The organism is Polycladomyces subterraneus (assembly GCF_030433435.1).
In the GTDB taxonomy this organism is placed as follows: Bacteria; Bacillota; Bacilli; order Thermoactinomycetales; family JIR-001; genus Polycladomyces; species Polycladomyces subterraneus.
Genome location: NZ_JANRHH010000047.1, coordinates 74,746 through 95,404, shown reverse-complemented (window position 1 = coordinate 95,404; position 20,659 = coordinate 74,746). Strand labels below are relative to the sequence as shown.

Genomic DNA, 20,659 nt, shown 5'->3' with positions numbered 1-20,659 from the left:
TGTCAAGCGTCCACGTCACCCAACACAATGTCGATCGCACCCAGGATAGCGACCAGGTTGGCGATGTTCTCCCCTTCCAACAGATGCGGAAGAATCTGGAGGTTGTAGAAGGAAGGTCGACGCCAATGAATGCGCCATGGTTTGTCTTTCCCCTTGCTGACGAGATGCACGCCCAATTCTCCCCGCGGATTTTCCACGGCCACATACACCTCGCCTTCCGGCGGCCGGATGACGCGCGGTACTTTACCCATGATCGGTCCGCTATCCGGGAATTGCTCCACCGCCTGCTCCACGATGCGCAAGGACTGACGGATTTCCTCCATGCGCAGAAAAAAGCGGTCGTAACAATCGCCGTTGGTCGAGATCGGCACATCGAAATCAAACCGGTCATAAATCGAATACGGCTGATCTTTGCGCAGATCGCGCTGAATCCCGGTACACCGCAGGCACGGGCCGGACAATCCGAAGGAAGCAGCCGTCGCTCGATCATAACGACCGACGCCTTTCACCCGAGCCAGGAAAATCTCGTTGCCCGCCACCAGATCCAGGTACTCTTCATGACGCTCTCGGAGATACGACACCAGTTCCTTCACCTTGTCGATCCAGCCTTCCGGCGCATCCCACTTCACGCCGCCCACTCGCATGTAATTGTAGGTGAGCCGGGCCCCGCACAACTCGTTGAACAGGTCGATTATCTTCTCTCTGTCGCGAAAAGCATACAAAAACGGGCTCATCGCGCCGATGTCCAACAGGTACGTGCCGAACCAAACGAGATGGCTGGCGATCCGGTTCAGTTCCATCACAATGACGCGGAGGTATTCCGCCCGCTCCGGAATCTCCAGCCCCATCAATGTTTCCGCGGCATGCACAACTGCATAGTTGTTGATCATGGCCGACAGATAGTCCATCCTGTCGGTATAGGGGATGATCTGCGTGTAATTCAGGTTTTCGGCCAGCTTTTCCGTCCCGCGGTGCAAGTAACCGATCACCGGCTCGGCGGAACGGATGATTTCCCCGTCGATCCGCAGGATAATGCGCAAAACACCGTGTGTACTCGGATGCTGCGGACCGACGTTGAGCAACATTTCTTCCGTTCGCAACACGATAGCCCCCTTTGGCTGGTCACAACATCGATCACGTGAAGAATTTTTCCTTCCTGGAGAAAGGATTGCCTCGCCCCGACCAAGTGTCCCACCCATTCCTGTTGGTCAACCCTTATTCCGGTGTTACCGTTTGCACGATCTCCACACCGTTGAGCCACATGTGATAGGTAAACAGTTGATCCATCACATCGCCGTCGTGAGGCAGGGCTCCAGTCGCATCCGCCGCTTCGACGGGCAAATTATACGTCCGGACGTGTTCACGGGAGACCAAAACCCGCACATCGGCATTCCGCTCATTGGCCAACAAACGGATGCCCAGTGCATTTTGATAGATGCACAGATCGGTGCAATCTCCCATGACCAAAAAGGTGCAATGTCCCTCCCGGAACCGGTCGGTCAGAAATGCATGAAACACTTCATTCGCATCATTCACCCCAAACAATCCGTTGGTCGCGTTCTTCCGAAAGCGCATCACTCCTTGCAATTCCCAAAACGGTTGGAGTTCATCCACCACTTCCGACTCCTCCGTCCCCCGGACGCAATGCGGGGGAAACGCGGCAAACTCGACGGCATGTTCGGGGTGTGCATCATGAAGAAACAGCAAATTGCGCTCCGGAAGGCCCTTTTCCAAGCAAACAGATGTTAAACGCCTCACCGGCTCCACCATCTCCCGGACGCGTGTGCTGGATAATGGACCCGTGTCACAAAAACCTTTGAGAATATCCACCAGCACGAGGAACACTCGTTCGATGCCACCGGCGCTCTCTATCACCGACGATAGTGATACGCGCGGCAGATCACGCAGACGACGATCCACCTCATCAAAAAAAGCCAACCGCCGATCCACGACACTCCCTCCCGGGGCACCCGTTTGTAATTCCGCTTGCAGCCAGAGTGTATCCGGTCAATCCATTTGGCCCGAGTGTGCTTGCTTCCCTCTTGCTCGCAAGCCGGAAACAAACCGCTCTTCTCTCAGTCGAGAAATACCGGATACACTCTTGGCAATCGGCGAAAGCATAGTAATTTTCCCAACAATCTAATCTTATCTTACCACGAAAACCCCACAGGCAAAAGCATGGGTGGAGGTGGAGAAGTGTTGCCAGGGATGGATCACGCCAATAAAAAAGCCCGCCCAGTTTGGGCGAGCCTACATATGATCGCTTCACCGATTCAACAACTTCAGGAACTCTTTCATCAACCCGGGAAGGTCCGGCCAAGCGTGCCCCGATACCAGATTGCCGTCGACGTGCAGGTTTTCTTTCACATACTGCGCACCGGCCGATTCCACTTCCGGACGGCAGGCAATGTAAGCCGTCATTTTGCGGTTTCGGACATGTTGCGGGATCACGTTAAACACCAGTGCCGCGTGACAAATCGCAGCGATCGGTTTGCCCGTTTCAAAGAAGTGACCCACGATGGAGGGGATTTCCGGTTCGAGGCGGATGTATTCCGGAGCCCGTCCGCCAGGGATGATCAATCCGTCATATTCGGCCGGATTCACTTCTTTAAAGGCGATATGCGCATCCAGACCGTAGCCGCGTTTTTCGGAGTAGGTCTCCATCGACGGTTCAAAATCATGAACCACGGTTTGCAGTTTCTTCTTGTTGGGAGCGGCGATGACCGCTTCGTGTCCTTCCTCCAACATTCGATAATATGGATAAAACACTTCCAACGCTTCCACGGCGTCTCCGGTCAAAATCAACACTTTGGCCATATCCGTTCCCTCCCTGTCAATATTGAATTGTCCATTACCCATTATTACACAGGAAAAAACGGGAGTCTAGATGGGGAAAACGGACTGTCCGTTCAGATTTGGTTATAAGCGGTGAGTGATTCCACCGTTTCCCGATTCAATTGTTTGATCACTTCCACCAACAGTTTGACGGCGTTTTCCACGTCTTTTTTGCTCACCATCGACACATGACTGTGAATGTACCGTGCGGCCACCCCCACTACCAATGTGGGTACCCCCTTGCGGAAAAGATGAAACTGACCGCCATCCGTCCCGCCGCCCAGCATGGTGTCGATCTGATAAGGGATCCCGTTTCGCTCGGCAGTGTCTATCACCAGGTTGCGCAATCGGACGTTGGGGATCATCGTCGCATCGAGGAACGTGATGAGCGGTCCCTTACCCAATTTGGCTTTGCTGTTCCCCTCACTGCCAGGCCCGTCTTCAGCTACCCCTACATCCAACGCAAATGCCACATCCGGCTCTGCGACATGTGGTGTGGTAGTGGCACCCCGCAATCCTACTTCCTCCTGCACAGTGGCACCGCATATGACAGTGTTGGGATGTTCGGTGACTCGCAATTGATCGAGCACTTCCAGTGCCAGATAACACCCGACCCGATTATCCAGCGCTTTGGCCAAAATCGTGTCGTCATCGGGCAATATCTCAAAAGGGCACATCGGTACGACGGGATCGCCCACGCGAATGCCCCACTCTTTGACCTGCTTGTCCGAATGCGCGCCGACATCAATATACATCTCTCGCATCGGGTATACCTTGTTCATTTCTTCCGACGTCATCACATGCGGCGGCTTCGAAGCGATCACACCGATGAAATTCCGCTTTTCGGTCATGATGGTGACCCGCTGGGCCAACAGCACCTGGCTCCACCAACCGCCCAACGGGGAAAAGCGGAGATACCCCCCTTTGGTGACCTCGGTCACCATAAAACCCACTTCATCCAAATGACCGGCCAACAACACACGCGGAGAGGTTTCCGTTCCCTTTTTCTGACCGAACACGCTACCCATCCGATCCCACAACAGCTCCGTATTCCCTTTCTCTAATTCCCGACGCACGATGGCGCGCACGTCCCGTTCAAAACCGGGGACTCCATTGGCTTCCGACAATTCTTTCAACAGTTCCATTGCATTGTCTTCCTTTCCACCAAATTCATCCGCTTTGTATTATGTCTGAAATGTTTTCCGTTTATTTACGTACATATTTCCACCTCTGCTTCTTCACACTACTGAGGAAAGGAGGAACAACAATGCCATTGATGGAAATCAGTATCGTTCCTGTTGGAACCAATACGCCCAGCTTCAGCAATATGGTCAAGGATGTTTGCAGAATGGTGGAACGGAGCGGCCTCAACTATCAGATTACCCCGACAGCCACCGTCATCGAAGGGGATCTGAACCGATTGATGGATGTCGCCCAGGAAATTCACCGTTCTTCCATGCAAAACGGAACCAATCGAGTGATCACACAGATTACAATCGACGATCGCCGCGACCAGCCGATCAGTCTGGAGTCCCAAGTGGCGAAAGTCAACGGGGACGTTCATTAGGTGATACCCTCGTTTTGGGGCAGTCGATCCTTCCTGGCTGTCATCCTGACATTGGGGTTAGCGGCGAGTCTGTGGCCGTCGCGACCGGACGTCACCGTTTCAGTCATATCGGCCCCATCTCGCCCTCCCTCTTCTTCCGCCATGATCGGTGACTATGGCGGGGAAATCCGAGAGGTGAAACCACGGAAAGACGGAATCCATCACATTGACACGCCAAAAATGATCCAACGGCTGCGGGAACTGAAGGTGAACACCTACTTTTACTTGATTTGGCACGAGCCGACCGATTGGGACGATTTGCGCCGTGAATTTTTGCCTGCCGCCCAAAAAGCCGGGATACAGGTGTGGGTTTATCTCGTACCGCCGAGTGAAGCGATGGAGAAAGCTTCGGAACCGTTTGGTACCGATTATGTAGCTTGGTTTCGGGCGATCGGTCACCTGTCCCGTTCGTTTCCCAACCTTAAAGGCGTTGTGATCGACGACTTCAACGACAACCGGGGATTTTTCACCCCGCAATATACGGAACGGATCCAGCAGGCGGGAAAAGCGGAAAACCCCGATCTGCTTTTTTATCCGCAGGTTTACTTTCCCGGCATCACGACCGATTTCATTGAGGGGTATCACCACACGATCGACGGCGTGGTCATGACTTTCCGAGACGACAAATACAGAAACACGCACCGTCTGCAAAGCCTGCCGGGACAGGTGAAACAGGCGCGCCAACTGTTGGCCCCCCATGGGCTGCCATTGGTGTTGATGATACATGCGAGCAAATTGTCGGCCACCCCGGCCAGTCCCACCGTCTCATACGTGGACAAAGCCGTGCGCTATGGAATGGATGCGCTGCGGAACAGACGTATTCAAGGTTTGATCACCTATGTCCTGCACAAAGTGTGGTTTCCGGAAGTGAAAGAACATCTGGCACGATCAGGGACAGGATACGCCAGTGTGTTCGTCTCGCCCAATAACCTGACCCAAACTGGAACATCGGCCGGTTTCCGGCAGAGAATCCGCCTTTCCCCATCGTCACGCTACCGATTGGCGTTCTCGTATATGAGCGTTTACCCGGATCAAGTGCCCCTTTCTCAAATGACTGGTCAATACCAAATGCAATTGTGGGTGGACCAACAGATCGTGTGGCGCAGAGATTTGGTGACACAGGACCGGGAACGGTGGGAAGATCAAACCGTCGATCTCACCTCTTACCTCAGAGGGAAGCCGTCCGCTTTGATCACATTATGCCTGACACGCATCAAAAACGGCCCTCCTGCTTGGATTTACATGGGATTTGACCGGCTGAAAACCGAGGGATTTACATTAGATAACCCGGACTTTGAATCGGTTAAAGCATGGACCGCGATCAGCACCAGTCCCGGGATGATCCCCTCTATGCTGCGGTTTGATCCCGGTAGACGAATCCGTGTCTATATCACCGTCATGCGGTTGTACCGCGCCTTTGATTTGTATCAACGACTCCGATCGGAAGTTCATAGGCCGCTCATCCGCGACTTGACAGAGCAATGGATGGGCAGCATGGTGGCAGGAAAAATAGAGGAATCTATCCGCCAATTGGAGGAAATGATGCGCTTTTTGGCCATCGAACGCGAGCTTACGTCCCAGAAAGGACTGCTCTTGCAATGCCGTGAGATGCTTCACCTTTTGAAAGTGATGGAATCCCCATCCGTACTGGATCGATCAGACTAAAACACCCTGCGGGGCCGCTTCCGCAGGGTGTTGGTTTTGGTTAAACGTATTATTTATTGATTTTCATCATCCATTAAGAAATTATCCGCTCCATCCGCAATGGCCAACTCATTTTCCAATGGATTGATCACATTGAGATAGTAATGAGCTGCCTCTGACTCCTGTCCACCGCGAATCATTTCCCAATAAGTCCGGTAGCTCTCTCGCAGCAGTTGAAATTTTTTAAGGAATTCCGCTTCAGATAGAATGGGAGGGCGTCCGTCCCCTTCCTCGGACCAAAACATCTTGTAACGTTCAATATACGCTTCATAAGAAGAAAAAGGATTCATCATGCCTTTTCAACCTCTTCCATCCGTTTGGATTAGCCTTTCCCGTTGATCACGGTTCCATGCATCTCGGCGATTGCCGGTCGGGATTCCAACCATGGATGGAATATGGTTCGTCAAAAGCGATCTTCCCAATTTAAGGATACTTTCAATGATTTCCCCTGCTGTGTGGTGATCAAAAGACCTGCTTGGGTCTCCATCTGCTCGAAGAAAAAACGGGTTTCTTCCGATCGGTTAAAACGTGCGGACAACCAGCCCGGACAGCTTTCGTTCCCTTCCACCCGGTACATGCTAAATAACTTTCCCTCATGCCGATCCACCGGCCGGATGCGATACTCCCGACCACGATCACGCAATGTCAGCCACGCATCCGTCACTATGATCGGACGAGCCGATCGGTTTATCCACACCACATCTACTTCCATCAGAGCGATCTGCGCTTCCTTTCGTCGTCCTGTGCGGCTTCCCCATCCCCCCTTTCCGGTATCAACGAATCGATAATAGTAGGCCCGAACCCGTCTCACCTGTACATCCAACCGCCCCCTGCCCTGAAACCATGTGGACAACAGGTCCTTCACAAAAGAAAAAAACAGGCTGATCAGCCCACCGACAAAAGCAGTGATCGCGATACTCAGCCATTTTGCCGCCACGGCAGCGCCTCCTTGTGCGGTTTGGCTGGATCGAAGAAAAACTGCTTTGACTCATATTTATGGCAATAGGCATTTCCACATGAAAGAACGACCTATCGTCGCAAAATTGTTGACAATGTCTGCGGGATCCGATTTCCCGTCTCCGCCCCGTAACCACAACTAGAGTCACAGGACGGGAAATTCGACCCGCTCCCAAATCACTATGATTAGACCACTTTGTCAAAAACCTGCGGATCGTCAGTTGCCCCTGGCATCGGCCACCTGCGATCCGGTATCGTCCAGTCCGATGGCATTTAGAATCGCGTGAGCGATTAACCGGTGGCCGCGGGTGTTGGGATGAATCTGATCCGCCAACCAATCGCGGTGCTCCGGTCTCAACAGATCGTCAATCTGAACGACGATGCACCCCGGTTGGGTGGAAACGGTTTGAGCCAACGCCGTATTCCAGTTGTCCAGCAGTTTTTCGGTAAGAGGGAAATACAACGCATCCGGCGGTACCGGGTTATACAAGGAAGTGACGAGAACAACGGCAGTGGGGTTCTCTTTTCGAATCAGTGTCAGGATTTGATTCAGATGATGGACAAATCCGTCCCTGATTTCGTCAAAAGAAGAGATTGCTTCCCACGGTTGGGAGCGCCTCAATGCCACCTTCAACACATCGTTTCCGCCAATGGTGATGGTGATCAGATCGGCTTGCCGGATTTTTCGCTTCATCTCGGGATGGTGCAACGCTATCCATAATTGTGATGAGGTTTGGCCGGACACACCCTGATTGTCCAGCTGCACCGGCAATTGATGTCGTTTGAGCCGATCTGCCACTTCCGCGGCGTATCCGCGTGGAGCCCCTTTCCCCAATGCGACCGAATCGCCCAACGCCAGATAATGCAGGCTTCCCTCGCGGCTCGCACGCGTCTTCAATGTTTGCAACACGGAGGGAGCTTCATGAACAATGCCGGTATCGAGAGAACGTGCAGAGACCGACGGATGCGATGCTTGAATCCATTCCCAACCGGCCCAACTGGAGACGCTGACCCAAACGGCCAGGATCACCGCCCATACTTTGTTCACGTCACTCACCTCCCGATTCCGTCTTCATCTAAGTATACGGGAGCAAGATCACACTCCCATTTCATCCATATAAAAGGAATGTAATAGGAATATTACATATTTTTTGCATGGAAACATGTTATTCCGATCAGATTTCCTGCTTTATTGAAATGCAAACAAAATCGGCGTTGATCGTTCCACTGAATGAGTGGAATGACCAACGCCGAACCGATTTCTGGGGAAAAGTCAAATCATGATCTCCGTACAAGCTCCGCGGAAAGCAAACCATAAGCCGAGTTCTGTACTCCGAGCGGTACCGACGGCGGCTTGTTCGCCTCCCGCCCATTGGAGTGGCAATCATCTGTCTAGGCTGTACATTGCTGCACAGCTCCAGCGACCTACCCGGGATCACTGCGGGCCACAGTTGCGTGCCAAGCACGCTGATCCCCTATCAGGTCTTGCTCCGGGTGGGGTTTACCTAGCCGGCATGTCTCCATGCCGCTGGTGCGCTCTTACCGCACCGTTGCACCCTTGCCTGTGAAGTGCCGAAGCACTTCCATCGGCGGTCTCCATTTCTGTGGCACTAGCCTTAGGGTCGCCCCCACCGGCCGTTAGCCGGCACCCTGCCCTATGGAGCTCGGACTTTCCTCCCGTGGCGCCTTGCGGCGATCCACCGGCGATTGCCTGGTTTACTTTCCGCTCTGCAACGGAGATCCGTTATATCAAATCGGAGATTACATTGTAACAAATCCTGCGCTCCGCCGCAAGTGGTATTCATTGACAATCAGGCGAAGCGAAAGGGATTGGTATCCACTTGGGAAGGTGTAACCGTCACATCCGGCAGTGCCGAACGCAACTTTTCACAGACCCGCGGCACAACCCAGCGCTCTACGTGATGCCCCGGATCGATCAGGCACAATCCGTCGGCCAATGCATCTTGCGCCGTATGGAAATCAACGTCCCCGGTGATGTAGACATCAGCTTGTTTGTCCAATGCCGCGGAATAAAAGCGTCCGCCAGATCCGCCCATGACCGCCACACGCCGCACTTGTCGATCCGGGTCGCCCACAAACCGTACTCTCTCGATTTCGTATGCGGATTTGACCTGTTCGGCCAATTCCCGCAGGGTGACTGGTTGCGTTAAATCGCCCACGCGTCCCAGCCCCATGGCCGGTCCGGGATTATCTAAGGGATAGAGGTCGTAAGCCACTTCTTCATAGGGATGTGCATCCAGCATCGCCTGAATGACTCGTGACTGGATCGATTCCGTGATGATGGTCTCCAGCCTGATTTCCTTGACACGCTCCAATTTTCCCTGTTCACCGATATAGGGGTTTGTTCCCTCCCGCGGAAGGTACGTACCGGTACCGTTCATGTTGAACGTACAATGGCTGTATTGGCCGATCCAACCGGCACCCGCTTCGCACATGGCGTTTAACACCGCTTCATGGTGATCTTCCGGTACAAAGACCACGATTTTTTTCAGTCGTTCATGAACATGCGGAAGCAATACTTCCGTCTCCTGCAAATCCAACCGCTCCGCCAGTACGTCGTTGACACCGTCATCCGCGGTGTCCAGATTGGTATGGGCGATGTAAACCTGGATCTGATGCTGTAACAGTTTTTGATATAAACGACCTGCAGGTCGGTCCGTCCGTAGAGATGATACCGGTTTGTAAATAACCGCATGATGGGCCACGATCCAGTTCGCCCCAAGACGAATCGCTTCATCCACCACGTCTTCATTCACATCCAACGTGACTAAAACCCCGCGAACCTCGGCATCCGGATCTCCCACCTGCAATCCGATCCGATCTTTTTCCACTGCCAGCCGCGGCGGAGCCCATGCCTCCATGGCCCGAATCAATTCGCGTCCTTGAATCCCCATTGCTCGATCCTCCTCCACTCTTCGATTTCACGGGCAATCTCGGCTCTGCGCTTCAGGCCTTCTTCCGACTTCGCCGCCTGAAGCCGATCGGCGATTCGCTGTTTCTCCTCCAATATTTCCCGAATCCGTCGTTTGAGCAACGGATGTCTTCGTTTCCATAACCAGGGCCCGAGAATCATCAGTTGTTCGGACGTCAACGGGGGTTGGTGGTAAAGCTCCGGATTCCCCCCTGGCTCCGCAATGAGGATTTCGTACAGAATCCCCCCGTCTTCCACCAACTCTTCCTCTGTCAGCGCCCATCCGTTGTCCACAAGCCACCGGCGAACATACCGGCCATCGGTGTTGGGCTGCAACACCAATTGGCGCACACCGGTCAATTTCTCTTTCCCTTCCTCCAATATGCGGGCGATGAGAGCACCGCCCATCCCGGCGATCGTGATTGCATCCACTTCCCCCGGACGCAAAACGGACAAACCATCTCCTTGCCTAACTTCGATCTGTTCCTGCCGTCCGGCTTGCCGCACACGTCGGCGCGCGTTTTCCAATGGGCCTGTATGTATTTCCCCGGCGATTCCGCGAACCAGTTTTCCGGAGTCCGCCAGTGCAATCAACAATAAGGCGTGATCTGCACCAATATCTGCCACCGTTCCCGGCCTGACCTTTTGCGCGATCACGCCCAACCGCTTGGACACTTGGACGGAAGGTGCATTCTCATTTGGTTGCACCATGAATGCATCCTCCTTCAGCAATCCTTCGTCTTTCCCATTATAACGAATCGAACTCAACTCCGCGATGCCGTTGTCCATGAACGCTTTTGAAGTGATGTGGATAAAATGAATGAGCGGGACGTTCGCCCTACGTCCCTGCATTCGTTTATGGGAGGCGAACAGATTGCCCACCGCCAATCAGATTTTCCATGCCAAGATCGGCCAGGTTGACTCGACTGCCACCATCAATTTGGGTGACACCATGAATGTCGGCTCGTCGTCCAACGACAAGGATATCGGCGGCTCATTTCCCATCGGAGATTTTTCTCTCAATATCACTGGAAGCCCCAACCAGGCGATTGACCCGGATATTATCGATCAAGCCGGGGAGGTACGTATTTAAGCTATCCTCTTTCGACGCCATGTCCGTCCATTTATGGGCCAGAGGAAAGGGCGGCCTTTTTCCCACGAGCCAAGTTACCAGGAGCGAGAGGAAAAACCCTCCCTTCAGGGTAGGTCAAACGCGGGAGTGCTTTCGCCCTCTCGCAATCCTTACAGAATATGGATTCACCCAGAAGCCAGCCACATCTGATCCATCCATTGGTTTGCAGAAGGTCGACAGTGGCCAGCTTTCATTTTATCGTGTTTTAAAGTACAGCCACTTGTCGAAAAACGGGGTCAGGTCTTTGCCAGCCACTTCATTGGCAACCTGGATAAAATCCTTAGTGGTAGCGATTTGATACTGATACCGTTGATAATACGTTTGCAGAATCCGCAACACCTTGTCCTTGCCGATTTCGTCCGCCAGTTCCCACATCATGGCCGCCGGGCGGGTATACACCATCAATCCGTAAACGAGATCCGAATAGCGGTACAGAGATTCAACCGAGGTGACGCCGGTTTTCCGGTTGATCCGGTTGCAGTGCTCCGCGGCACGAACAAGGAGATCTCGCTCATCTTCTCCCATTTGGTCATGCATGTAGAGAAACTCAGAAAATGTGGTCAAGCCTTCGTCCAACCACGGTTCCTTTACTTGATTGTTGCCCACCACTCCATACCACCACTGATGGGCCAGCTCGTGAACGACCACATTGACGGCGGGCCGTTCCCCTTGTCGTGTGGGTATCTTGGGGATCGATGTAACCAGTCCGGGATATTCCATCCCCGCGATTCCATAGCCTGTTTCTCCCAACACCACATCCACTTCGTCATACGGATAGGCGCCAAAACGTTTGGAGAAAAACTTCATTCCGGATACGGCGGCATCGTGCAGCTCCTGTGCCACATCTTCCATACCGGGCAAATACCAAAGCCGTACGCGTACGGAACCGGCCTTCCCCTGCACCTCCTCGTAATCTTTGGTGATGACAGCAGCAAAATCCCGCACATTGTCACGGCGAAGGGTGACGACCCCTTCCACCGGATCTTCCGGGTCACGAGCCGAAGTGATCAATCGATATCCCGAAGGCACATGAAACGTGATCTCAAAATCGGACATCCGGGTGTAAAACGGATCACCGATGGTCGTATACGGTTCAGTATGCCAACCGTCTTGATCCTTCACCGCCAGCATCGGATACCATTGTGCCAAGAAAGCGGTTCGTTTAAAAGTGTTTAACCGGGTGCCGCCCTTGGGCAACTGCAACCGGTAATCCATATCGATCCGCATTGTTTTCCTTGTTCCCACTTGTTTGGGCAACGGTACCTTCATTACCGTCTCCTTCACTTGGTGGGCAACAGAATTACCGTCCACTTTCACATGGGAGACATGGAGGTACCCCGGTTGCTTTGGTTTGGTATGAGCTCCCCATTTCCAATGGGCGAAAGCGTTCGGATACAAATGAAAATAGACTTCCCGCAAACCGCTTACTTGTTTGGCGGGTAATGTCACCGTGACATGACCGGTAACCTGTACCGATTCGTCATGATAGTGGGCTGTGATCCGGTAATGCGGACGCTCCTTTTTTTCCGCAGATGGAGCCGTCCGCGACACATTCATCGGACGGGGCGACCAACCGGTCACAATCAGACTGATCACTGCCAAACAACTGAACCAAAAGAAAAAACGGCGTTTCATCCGTTCATCCACCCATTTCTGTTGGAGATTTTCCTCTATAGGATGATCCAACCAAAAGGGAAATATGAACGGCAAACGCCATCAATCAAAACGGGGGCTACAGGTTGCCACGCCGTGCTTGTTCACGTTCGATCGCTTCAAACAGCGCTTTGAAGTTTCCTTCGCCGAATCCGCGTGCTCCCTTGCGCTGAATGATCTCAATGAAAAGGGTGGGCCGGTCAACAATCGGTTGTGTAAAAATCTGCAGGAGATAACCCTCGTCATCCCGGTCTACCAGAATGTTGAGTCGACGCAAATCCGCGATCGATTCGTCGATGCTTCCCACACGTTCGGTCAGGGCGTCATAATACGAATCGGGAGTAGACAAGAACGCCACCCCGTTATGTCGCAGGGTTTCCACGGTTTTGACGATGTCGTTGGTCAGCAAGGCCACATGCTGCACCCCTGCACCGCGATAAAACTCCAAGTACTCCTGAATCTGCGATTTCCGTTTGCCTTCGGCCGGTTCGTTGATCGGGAACTTGATTCGTCCGCCGTTGTGCATCACCTTGGACATGAGTGCCGAGTACTCGGTACTGATGTCTTTGTCGTCAAAATGGATCATTTGCTTGAAACCCATTACGTTTTCATAATAGGCAACCCACTCCTCCATTCGTTCCACATTGCCCACCACATGGTCAATGGCCACCAATCCGGCGTCATGATGGGGGATGCCGCATTCAGGTGAAGCAAATCCAGGGGCGAACAAACCGTTATATTGATGCCGTTCGATCAGGGTATGAACGGTGTCCCCGTATGTGCCGATGACCGCTTTTTTGATCACACCGTGTTCATCCCGCAATTCATGAGGTTCTTTTATCGGAATGCCACCTCTTGAAACCGCTTCCAAATAAGCGCTTTCAACATCATCCACCAACAGCGCGATATCCTTGACCCCGTCACCGTGTTGTTTCACGAATTCGGCAATCGGATGATCCGGACCATACGCACCGCTGACAACCAGGCGGATCTTCCCTTGCTCCAGTACATAGGAAACTTGATCCCGATTTCCCGTCTCCAACCCGCTATAAGCCACAAGACGGAACCCAAATGCCCGGCAAAAGTAATGCATCTCTTGTTTTGCGTTGCCCGTATAGATTTCCAAATAATCCACATCACGGATCGCAAAGAAATCCCGATCCGTCGAAGCAGCTTGTAATTGCTGCACCATCAATCGCCACCCCAGTCAGAATCTTATTTACCTTCAGGTTATATCCATTTCCGGAGAGGAGCAAGCACACGCAGTAACGCTGTTGTGTACTGCATAACTGAAGAAACCCCCAGGGACACGAGCGTTTTTTGCAACTGATGATGGACACCACCTCCCATACGGGTACCAATCAAAAGTGATTTCACATCAAATCTCTTCATCTGGACTTCTCTGCCATTCCAAGCGTGGCAACTGACAATCAATCGGGCACAACATCTGCTCAAGAGGGGTGTTAAGCGGATGGAGGATGAACCGACGAAACATCGTGAAGGGGTGTTTGGAAAAACGCGATAAACCGTTCACAAAAACGGTACTAGATCTCTGTTCGGGCTGGATAAATCGGGAGTGGAAAAAGACTAATTCCCACAAAAAAACCGCCTCCCGCTGAGCGAGTGACGCAGAGGCGGGAGACGGTTTCCGATTTTTTGGCATGGGGAGGGATTCTTCAAATGTGGGATTGGCGCATCTGTACAGCCATCTCCCGCAACTTGTACTTTTGAATTTTCCCGCTGGCCGTCATCGGATACTCCGTCACGATTTGAAGTGCCTGCGGAATTTTGAAGTGGGCAATCTGCCCCCGACAAAAATCCTGCAGTTCCTCTAGTGTCAATGTTTCTCCTTCTTTGATGCGGACAAATGCCATCACCTGTTCCCCATATTTTTCATCAGGCACACCGACAATCTGCACATCGAGGATTTTGGGATGAGTGTAGAGAAACTCCTCGATTTCCCGCGGGTAAATATTTTCCCCACCGCGGATGATCATATCTTTCAACCGACCGGTGATGCGGACGTACCCGTCTTCGTTCATGGTTGCCAGATCGCCCGTGTGCAGCCACCCGTCATCATCTAAGACCTCCTTGGTGGCTTCGGGCATTTTGTAGTATCCCTTCATCACATGGTAACCTCTGGTACACAATTCGCCCTGCACACCCGGCTCCACTTCGGCCCCCGTATTGGGATCCACGATCTTCACTTCCACATGGGGTAAGGCCCTTCCTACCGAAGCAACGCGCAATTCGATCGGATCATCCGTCCGTGTCTGTGTGATTCCAGGCGAGGATTCGGTTTGACCGTAAACGATGGTTATTTCCCGTGCGCCCATCACGTCGACCACTTTTTTCATCAGTTCGATCGGGCAGTTGGAACCAGCCATGATGCCCGTACGAAGGGAAGATAAATCAAATCGATCGAACTCGGGATGATTCAGCTCGGCGATAAACATGGTCGGCACCCCGTGCAAACCGGTACAGCGTTCCTGTTCCACCGCTTCGAGCACCCGGAGCGGATCGAATTCCGTAATCGGAACCATCGTAGCGCCGACGGAGACACAGGCCAATGTACCCAACACACACCCGAAACAGTGGAAAAACGGAACCGGGATGCAGAGGCGGTCCTGATGGGTCAACCGCATGCACTCGGCGATGTTGCGGGCATTGTTGACAATGTTGCGATGGGTGAGCATGACGCCTTTGGGAAATCCGGTGGTACCCGATGTGTACTGCATGTTGATCACATCTTCCGGATGCAACGACTGCTGCCGCTGCACCAGTTCCTCGTCGGTCACTTCATCTCCCATTTGAAGGATGTCCTCCCACAAAAACATGCCCGGCTTGCGCTCTCGCCCCAGGAGGATGACGTTTTTCAGCTTGGGCAAGCGGTCGGAACGCAATTCACCCGGCAAGCAATCATTCAATTCGGGACAGATCTCCATCAGCATCTCGACGTAATTGTTTCCTTTGAACTGTTCCATCAGGATCAAGGTTTCCGTATCCGACTGGCGCAGCAGATATTCCAGCTCTCGAGTACGGTAGTTGGTATTGACTGTGATGAGGACGGCACCCATCTTGCCTGTAGCAAACTGAGTCACCAACCACTCCGGCTCGTTTCGCGCCCAGATCGCCAGATGATCTCCCTTTTTCAATCCCAATTTCATCAAGCCGCGCGCAGCCCGGTTGCATTGCTGCTGGAATTCCCGGTAACTCCAACGCAACCCGTACTCCGGATAGACCACCGCAGGATGATCCGCCAACCGATCTGCCATTCGATCTAACAGATCACCCAACGTGATTTCGAGAAGTTCCGCCACCCGTTGCCCTCCTCGTTTCAACACCCGATTTCCCGGGCGATGATGTTTCGCTGGATTTCCGAAGTTCCTTCTCCGATTTCCGTCAATTTGGCGTCGCGGAAAAAGCGTTCCACCTTGTAGTCATGCATGTATCCATAGCCTCCATGGATTTGAACCGCTTGATTGCATACCATCATCGCCACCTCGGAGGCAAACAATTTGCACATGGATGCTTCTTTGGTGAATCGGCGCCCCTGGTCTTTCAGCCAAGCTGCCTTGTACACCATGTTGCGGGCCAATTCGATGTACATGGCCATGTCGGCCAGCTTGTGCTGAATCACCTGAAACTTCGAAATAGATTCTCCAAACTGCATCCGTTGCTTGGCGTATTGCAATGCCGCTTCATACGCCCCCTGTGCAATTCCGACCGCCATCGCCCCGATACCGATCCGTCCACCATCCAGCGTGATCAGGAACTGTTTAAACCCTTCCCCGATCTTGCCCAGGATGTTTTCATGCGGCACACGCACATGATCCAACACTAACTCGGTCGTGTTGGAACTGTGCAGACCCATTTTGTGATATTGATCGATCACTTGAAAACCTTCCGAATCCGTTGGTACGATAAACGCGGTGATCTCGGGTCGCTCCCCTTTTTTCCCCGTCACTGCCGTCAATGACACAAAACGGGCGTAACTGGCGTTGGTGATGAAACATTTGGAGCCGTTGATCACCCATTCATCTCCCTCACGCACCGCGGTCGTCTTGGTTCCTCCCGCATCCGAACCGGCATTGGGCTCGGTCAGTCCGAATGCCCCGAGCGTCTCCCCACGACAAAGCGGAACCAGATATTTTTGTTTCTGTTCTTCGGTACCGAACAAATACAACGGGGCACAACCCAACGAGATATGAGCAGAATATGTGATGCCCGTCGAGGCGCATACTCGGCTCAGCTCTTCCACTGCGATGGCGAAGCTGACCGTGTCTGCTCCACCGCCGCCGTATTCCTCAGGAAACGGCAACCCCATCAGATTGAGCTCCGCCATTTTCTCAAACACCTCTCGAGGAAACCGCTTGGTTCGATCCCGCTCGTCGGCGGTAGGAGCCACCTCTCCTTCGGCGAAATCACGCATCAATTTGCGGATCATTTTCTGCTCTTCCGTCAGGTCGAAATTCATGTTCTCCCACTCCTTCTTTTATGTTAGAAAGCGCTATCAATACCATTATAGGTGGATCCTTCTGTTTTCATCAAGAATTTTGGCAATGAACACTTTTTTCTGTCGTTTAAGGCGCGGAAGAGCGTTTGCATTGTGATTTGAAAAGGGATAAAATTGAGTCAGTATCCGACAAGAAAAAAGCACCCGTGTAGGATGCTTCCCTCACGGATGCTTATTCGAGGAAATCTTTGAGCCGTTTGCTCCGGCTGGGATGGCGCAATTTGCGGAGCGCTTTGGCTTCGATCTGCCGAATCCGCTCCCGGGTGACGCCGAACACCTTGCCCACTTCTTCCAGTGTGCGGGTGCGGCCGTCGTCCAAACCAAACCGGAGGCGCAATACGTTTTCTTCGCGCTCGGACAGGGTGTCCAGCACTTCTTTCAGCTGTTCTTTCAACAACTCATAGGCGGCTGCATCCGCCGGCGCCTGCGCGTCGTCGTCGGGGATGAAATCCCCCAGATGGGAGTCGTCTTCTTCCCCGATTGGCGTTTCCAGCGAAACCGGTTCTTGAGCGATTTTCATGATTTCGCGAACCTTTTCGGGGCTGAGGTTCATCTCCTTGGCGATTTCTTCCGGCGTGGGTTCGCGTCCCAGTTCCTGCAACAGCTGACGGGAAACCCGAATCAGTTTGTTGATCGTTTCGACCATATGCACCGGGATTCGGATCGTGCGGGCCTGATCGGCAATCGCACGGGTGATCGCTTGGCGAATCCACCACGTAGCGTAAGTACTAAACTTGTACCCTTTGCGATAGTCGAATTTCTCGACGGCTTTAATCAGACCCATATTGCCTTCTTGGATCAGATCCAGGAACAGCATGCCCCGGCCCACATACCGTTTGGCGATACTGACCACCAGACGGAGGTTGGCCTCGGCGAGGCGCCGTTTGGCTTCTTCGTCCCCCTGTTCGATCCGCTTGGCGAGCTCGACTTCCTCCTCCGCAGACAACAACGGTACACGTCCGATCTCCTTCAGGTACATCCGAACCGGGTCGTTGATTTTGACGCCCGGAGGCACACTCAGATCATCATCCAGATATTCTTCTTCAGGATGCGTATCATCATCATCGAAGACCATATCATCATCAACGTCTTCGTTGATCACTTCGATCCCCTGATCAGCCAACTGCTCAAAAAATTCATCGATTTGTTGGGAGTCCTGATCGTAGGCGGACAATTTTTCCATAATCTCTTTATAGCTGAGAACGCCCCGTTTCTTGCCGAGGTCGATCAGTTGTTCCTTCATTTGTTCCAAAGAAAGATCCATCTCGGTGTCAACATGTTGCTCCTTTGCCAATGTCAGTTCCCTCCTTCCCTGATTTCACCGCTTCAGGCCAGCATTTTCTTTTTCTTTTCCAGTTGTAGAAGCTCGATTCCCAACTGGGCCGCCTTTGCGGTGTCACCAGCACGTTCTGCTTCTTCAATCTGACGTTTGATTTCTAATAATTGAAGATGAATGGAATGATGGCGGATGCGTCGGATGCAGTCGTCCACGGCTTTACCGGGAATATCGTCCGGGATGTCCATCATCGCCAGTTCACTGATGTACGATGTCAGCTCGGCATCCTTAACGTAATGTAAGAACCGTCCCGGATCGGCCGGATAACCCTCGGCATAATATGCATACAGGCGTGCAACGATAGCTTGGTATTCATCAACGTAAAAGTCCGCGCCGATCGCTTCCTGTACATACATAGCGATTTCCTTGTCACGGATCATCATGGCAAGCAACTGTTTTTCCGCCTCATGCGCAGCAGTGCGTCTGTCTGGACCGACCATGTGTTTGGTATTATGATATTCATTATTCCACTTTGTTTGACCTTTATCCCTTTTGTTTTCTCTTTGTTTGCGACGACGGATGCGCCTGAGCTCTTGTTTCAGGGCATCCAGGGACAACCGGTGCTCTTCTGCCAAACGACGGACATAATGGTCCTGCTCGATGGCAAGGGGAAGGTCAGCGACCACTTCCAGTGCCTGCGTCAAATATTTCAACCGTTGCGGTTCATCCCGGAGATCGAAATCTTTTTTTAAACGCTCCAGTTTGAACGCAGTCAACGGGAGAGCGGAACCAATGACGTCCCGGCGAAATGATTCGGCACCTCGTTCACGGATATAATCGTCGGGGTCCATCCCTTGCGGCAGTTGTGCCACCTTGACGATAACCCCTTGTTCGTGGAGTAGTTCCAGACCGCGATCGGCCGCGGATTGACCGGCATCATCGGCATCGTAGCAAATGATGGCCATCTCCGCATTGCGCCGGATCACACGGGCTTGCTCCTCCGTAAGCGAAGTGCCCAGGGACGCCACACCGGAACGAATCCCAGCCTGCCAAGCAGCGATCACGTCCATGTAACCTTCAAACAGGACAGCTTGCTGATCTTTGCGCATCGCTTGACGGGCACGGTGCAGGTTGAACAGATTACGTCCCTTGTGAAAGACAGGTGTTTCCGGGCTGTTCAGGTATTTGGGCCGACCTTCGCCCAATAGCCTGCCGCCGAAACCGATCACACGACCTTGCGCGTCATGGATGGGAAACATGATCCGTCCACGGAACCGGTCATAGTAACCGGACCCGTTTTCGCGCACTGAGATCAGCCCCGCTTCCTCAATCTCCTGCACCTGATATCCCCTTCCTTTGAGAAACGACAGGAGGAATTGCCGAGAGGCAGGTGCATATCCGATCTGAAACTCGCGGATCGTCTCCATGCTCACCCCCCGACGTTCCAGATATGCCCGTGCCGGCTGACCATGATCCGTATTCACCAGCAAGTGATGGTACAATCTTGCCGCCAAGTCCAACGCCTGACGCAAACGGGTGCGCCTGTCATCCTCTGGCCGGTCCTCCCGCTCCGTCTCGGGCAGGGCGATCCCGGCCTGATCGGCCAGATGGCGAACAGCTTCGATAAAGGTGAGCTGTTCAATCTCCATCATGAATTTAATCACATCGCCGCCTGCACCACATCCGAAACAATAAAAAATCTGCTTGTCGGGAGCGACGGAAAAGGAAGGGGTTTTTTCTGAGTGAAATGGGCATAAACCGAAATAATTACGCCCACTTCGCTTTAGTTGCACATATTGACCCACTATGTCCAAGATATCAAAATGCTCTCGGACTTGGTCGATGACTTCGTCAGGGATGCGTCCCATCAAGAAATCACCGCTTTCCCGTCTAGATGATCCGTTCCTTGCAGCAGAACCAGGGGTTGCGCCTTTACATCCTCTTTGTATTCGACAAAATCCGTCAAAATCCTGCACAACCCCCAATGATAACCTATAGTAATATTTGGTTTAAATGGATGGAAAAAAAAGAAGGAAACGTTGCCCAAC

Annotated in this window: 18 protein-coding genes and 1 other RNA gene; 3 read left to right on the top strand and 16 right to left on the bottom strand. The window is 52.7% G+C overall.

All coding sequences use genetic code 11. From position 1 onward, the window contains the following. Positions 1 to 2: 2 nt before the first annotated feature. The 4 genes from NWF35_RS13210 to NWF35_RS13195 form a co-directional block, all read right to left on the bottom strand. Positions 3 to 1,103 carry an NADH-quinone oxidoreductase subunit D gene (locus NWF35_RS13210; protein ID WP_301239685.1) on the bottom strand — a complete coding sequence of 367 codons (1,101 nt, stop codon included), beginning with the start codon at positions 1,101 to 1,103 and terminating at the stop codon, positions 3 to 5. Between the two features lie 112 nt (positions 1,104 to 1,215). Next, positions 1,216 to 1,950 carry an isochorismatase family protein gene (locus NWF35_RS13205; RefSeq protein WP_301239683.1) on the bottom strand — a complete coding sequence of 245 codons (735 nt, stop codon included), beginning with the start codon at positions 1,948 to 1,950 and terminating at the stop codon, positions 1,216 to 1,218. Between the two features lie 315 nt (positions 1,951 to 2,265). After that, on the bottom strand, positions 2,266 to 2,817 hold the full coding sequence (locus NWF35_RS13200; protein ID WP_301239682.1) for a DJ-1/PfpI family protein: 552 nt from the start codon (positions 2,815 to 2,817) through the stop codon (positions 2,266 to 2,268). Positions 2,818 to 2,909: 92 nt separating this feature from the next. After that, positions 2,910 to 3,980 (bottom strand): M42 family metallopeptidase, encoded by a 1,071-nt coding sequence (locus NWF35_RS13195; protein ID WP_301239680.1) that lies wholly within the window; start codon positions 3,978 to 3,980, stop codon positions 2,910 to 2,912. Between the two features lie 122 nt (positions 3,981 to 4,102). Here NWF35_RS13195 and NWF35_RS13190 point away from each other — a divergent pair, with 122 nt between their 5' ends. Together NWF35_RS13190 and NWF35_RS13185 are read left to right on the top strand one after the other, a co-directional pair. Continuing rightward, the gene (locus tag NWF35_RS13190; protein ID WP_301239679.1) at positions 4,103 to 4,402 is read left to right on the top strand and encodes an MTH1187 family thiamine-binding protein; all 300 of its coding nucleotides are present in this window, start codon (positions 4,103 to 4,105) and stop codon (positions 4,400 to 4,402) included. Further along, positions 4,403 to 6,106 carry a hypothetical protein gene (locus NWF35_RS13185; protein WP_301239678.1) on the top strand — a complete coding sequence of 568 codons (1,704 nt, stop codon included), beginning with the start codon at positions 4,403 to 4,405 and terminating at the stop codon, positions 6,104 to 6,106. It abuts the gene before it with no gap. A 53-nt stretch (positions 6,107 to 6,159) separates the two neighbouring features. On the opposite strand, the gene NWF35_RS13180 is transcribed toward NWF35_RS13185, so the two are convergent. From NWF35_RS13180 to NWF35_RS13155, 6 genes are all read right to left on the bottom strand, one after another. Continuing rightward, the gene (locus NWF35_RS13180) at positions 6,160 to 6,438 is read right to left on the bottom strand and encodes a hypothetical protein (protein WP_301239676.1); all 279 of its coding nucleotides are present in this window, start codon (positions 6,436 to 6,438) and stop codon (positions 6,160 to 6,162) included. Positions 6,439 to 6,548: 110 nt separating this feature from the next. Beyond that, positions 6,549 to 7,082 (bottom strand): hypothetical protein, encoded by a 534-nt coding sequence (locus tag NWF35_RS13175; RefSeq protein ID WP_301239674.1) that lies wholly within the window; start codon positions 7,080 to 7,082, stop codon positions 6,549 to 6,551. A 237-nt stretch (positions 7,083 to 7,319) separates the two neighbouring features. Beyond that, complete coding sequence (locus NWF35_RS13170) at positions 7,320 to 8,150, bottom strand: GDSL-type esterase/lipase family protein (RefSeq protein ID WP_301239672.1); 831 nt, start codon at positions 8,148 to 8,150, stop codon at positions 7,320 to 7,322. A 252-nt stretch (positions 8,151 to 8,402) separates the two neighbouring features. Then, an RNA gene (gene rnpB, locus NWF35_RS13165) (RNase P RNA component class A) lies at positions 8,403 to 8,825 on the bottom strand. Between the two features lie 88 nt (positions 8,826 to 8,913). Further along, the gene (locus NWF35_RS13160) at positions 8,914 to 10,017 is read right to left on the bottom strand and encodes a Nif3-like dinuclear metal center hexameric protein (protein WP_301239671.1); all 1,104 of its coding nucleotides are present in this window, start codon (positions 10,015 to 10,017) and stop codon (positions 8,914 to 8,916) included. Then, on the bottom strand, positions 9,993 to 10,916 hold the full coding sequence (locus tag NWF35_RS13155) for a tRNA (adenine(22)-N(1))-methyltransferase (protein WP_301239955.1): 924 nt from the start codon (positions 10,914 to 10,916) through the stop codon (positions 9,993 to 9,995). Before NWF35_RS13155 ends, NWF35_RS13160 begins: the two co-directional genes overlap by 25 nt. Here NWF35_RS13155 and NWF35_RS13150 point away from each other — a divergent pair. After that, on the top strand, positions 10,909 to 11,127 hold the full coding sequence (locus NWF35_RS13150) for a spore germination protein (RefSeq protein ID WP_301239669.1): 219 nt from the start codon (positions 10,909 to 10,911) through the stop codon (positions 11,125 to 11,127). The two genes, NWF35_RS13155 and NWF35_RS13150, sit on opposite strands and share 8 nt — an antisense overlap. A 234-nt stretch (positions 11,128 to 11,361) precedes the next feature. On the opposite strand, the gene NWF35_RS13145 is transcribed toward NWF35_RS13150, so the two are convergent. The 6 genes from NWF35_RS13145 to dnaG form a co-directional block, all read right to left on the bottom strand. Continuing rightward, positions 11,362 to 12,801, bottom strand: coding sequence for a M1 family metallopeptidase (locus tag NWF35_RS13145; RefSeq protein WP_301239667.1), 1,440 nt, complete (start codon positions 12,799 to 12,801; stop codon positions 11,362 to 11,364). A 97-nt stretch (positions 12,802 to 12,898) separates the two neighbouring features. After that, positions 12,899 to 14,011 carry a 4-hydroxyphenylpyruvate dioxygenase gene (hppD, locus tag NWF35_RS13140; RefSeq protein WP_301239665.1) on the bottom strand — a complete coding sequence of 371 codons (1,113 nt, stop codon included), beginning with the start codon at positions 14,009 to 14,011 and terminating at the stop codon, positions 12,899 to 12,901. Between the two features lie 484 nt (positions 14,012 to 14,495). Next, positions 14,496 to 16,139 carry an AMP-binding protein gene (locus NWF35_RS13135; RefSeq protein ID WP_301239663.1) on the bottom strand — a complete coding sequence of 548 codons (1,644 nt, stop codon included), beginning with the start codon at positions 16,137 to 16,139 and terminating at the stop codon, positions 14,496 to 14,498. Positions 16,140 to 16,156: 17 nt separating this feature from the next. Next, a complete protein-coding gene (locus tag NWF35_RS13130) occupies positions 16,157 to 17,296 on the bottom strand; it encodes an acyl-CoA dehydrogenase (protein WP_301239662.1) in 1,140 nt (379 codons plus the stop codon). Positions 17,297 to 17,507: 211 nt separating this feature from the next. Further along, positions 17,508 to 18,599: an RNA polymerase sigma factor RpoD gene (rpoD, locus tag NWF35_RS13125; protein ID WP_419179836.1), complete on the bottom strand. Its 1,092-nt coding sequence runs from the start codon at positions 18,597 to 18,599 to the stop codon at positions 17,508 to 17,510. A gap of 62 nt (positions 18,600 to 18,661) precedes the next feature. Further along, on the bottom strand, positions 18,662 to 20,479 hold the full coding sequence (gene dnaG, locus NWF35_RS13120) for a DNA primase (RefSeq protein ID WP_301239660.1): 1,818 nt from the start codon (positions 20,477 to 20,479) through the stop codon (positions 18,662 to 18,664). Between the last annotated feature and the right edge of the window lie 180 nt (positions 20,480 to 20,659).

Excerpts from the sequence above, each read along its gene's own strand:
- NWF35_RS13160 (WP_301239671.1), bottom strand. The coding sequence starts at position 10,017 with ATGGGGATTCAAGGACGCGAATTGATTCGGGCCATGGAGGCATGGGCT.
- dnaG (WP_301239660.1), bottom strand. The coding sequence starts at position 20,479 with ATGGGACGCATCCCTGACGAAGTCATCGACCAAGTCCGAGAGCATTTT.
- NWF35_RS13200 (WP_301239682.1), bottom strand. The coding sequence starts at position 2,817 with ATGGCCAAAGTGTTGATTTTGACCGGAGACGCCGTGGAAGCGTTGGAA.
- NWF35_RS13130 (WP_301239662.1), bottom strand. The coding sequence starts at position 17,296 with ATGAATTTCGACCTGACGGAAGAGCAGAAAATGATCCGCAAATTGATG.
- hppD (WP_301239665.1), bottom strand. The coding sequence starts at position 14,011 with ATGGTGCAGCAATTACAAGCTGCTTCGACGGATCGGGATTTCTTTGCG.
- NWF35_RS13195 (WP_301239680.1), bottom strand. The coding sequence starts at position 3,980 with ATGGAACTGTTGAAAGAATTGTCGGAAGCCAATGGAGTCCCCGGTTTT.
- rpoD (WP_419179836.1), bottom strand. The coding sequence starts at position 18,599 with ATGGATCTTTCTTTGGAACAAATGAAGGAACAACTGATCGACCTCGGC.
- NWF35_RS13145 (WP_301239667.1), bottom strand. The coding sequence starts at position 12,801 with ATGAAACGCCGTTTTTTCTTTTGGTTCAGTTGTTTGGCAGTGATCAGT.
- NWF35_RS13180 (WP_301239676.1), bottom strand. The coding sequence starts at position 6,438 with ATGATGAATCCTTTTTCTTCTTATGAAGCGTATATTGAACGTTACAAG.
- NWF35_RS13190 (WP_301239679.1), top strand. The coding sequence starts at position 4,103 with ATGCCATTGATGGAAATCAGTATCGTTCCTGTTGGAACCAATACGCCC.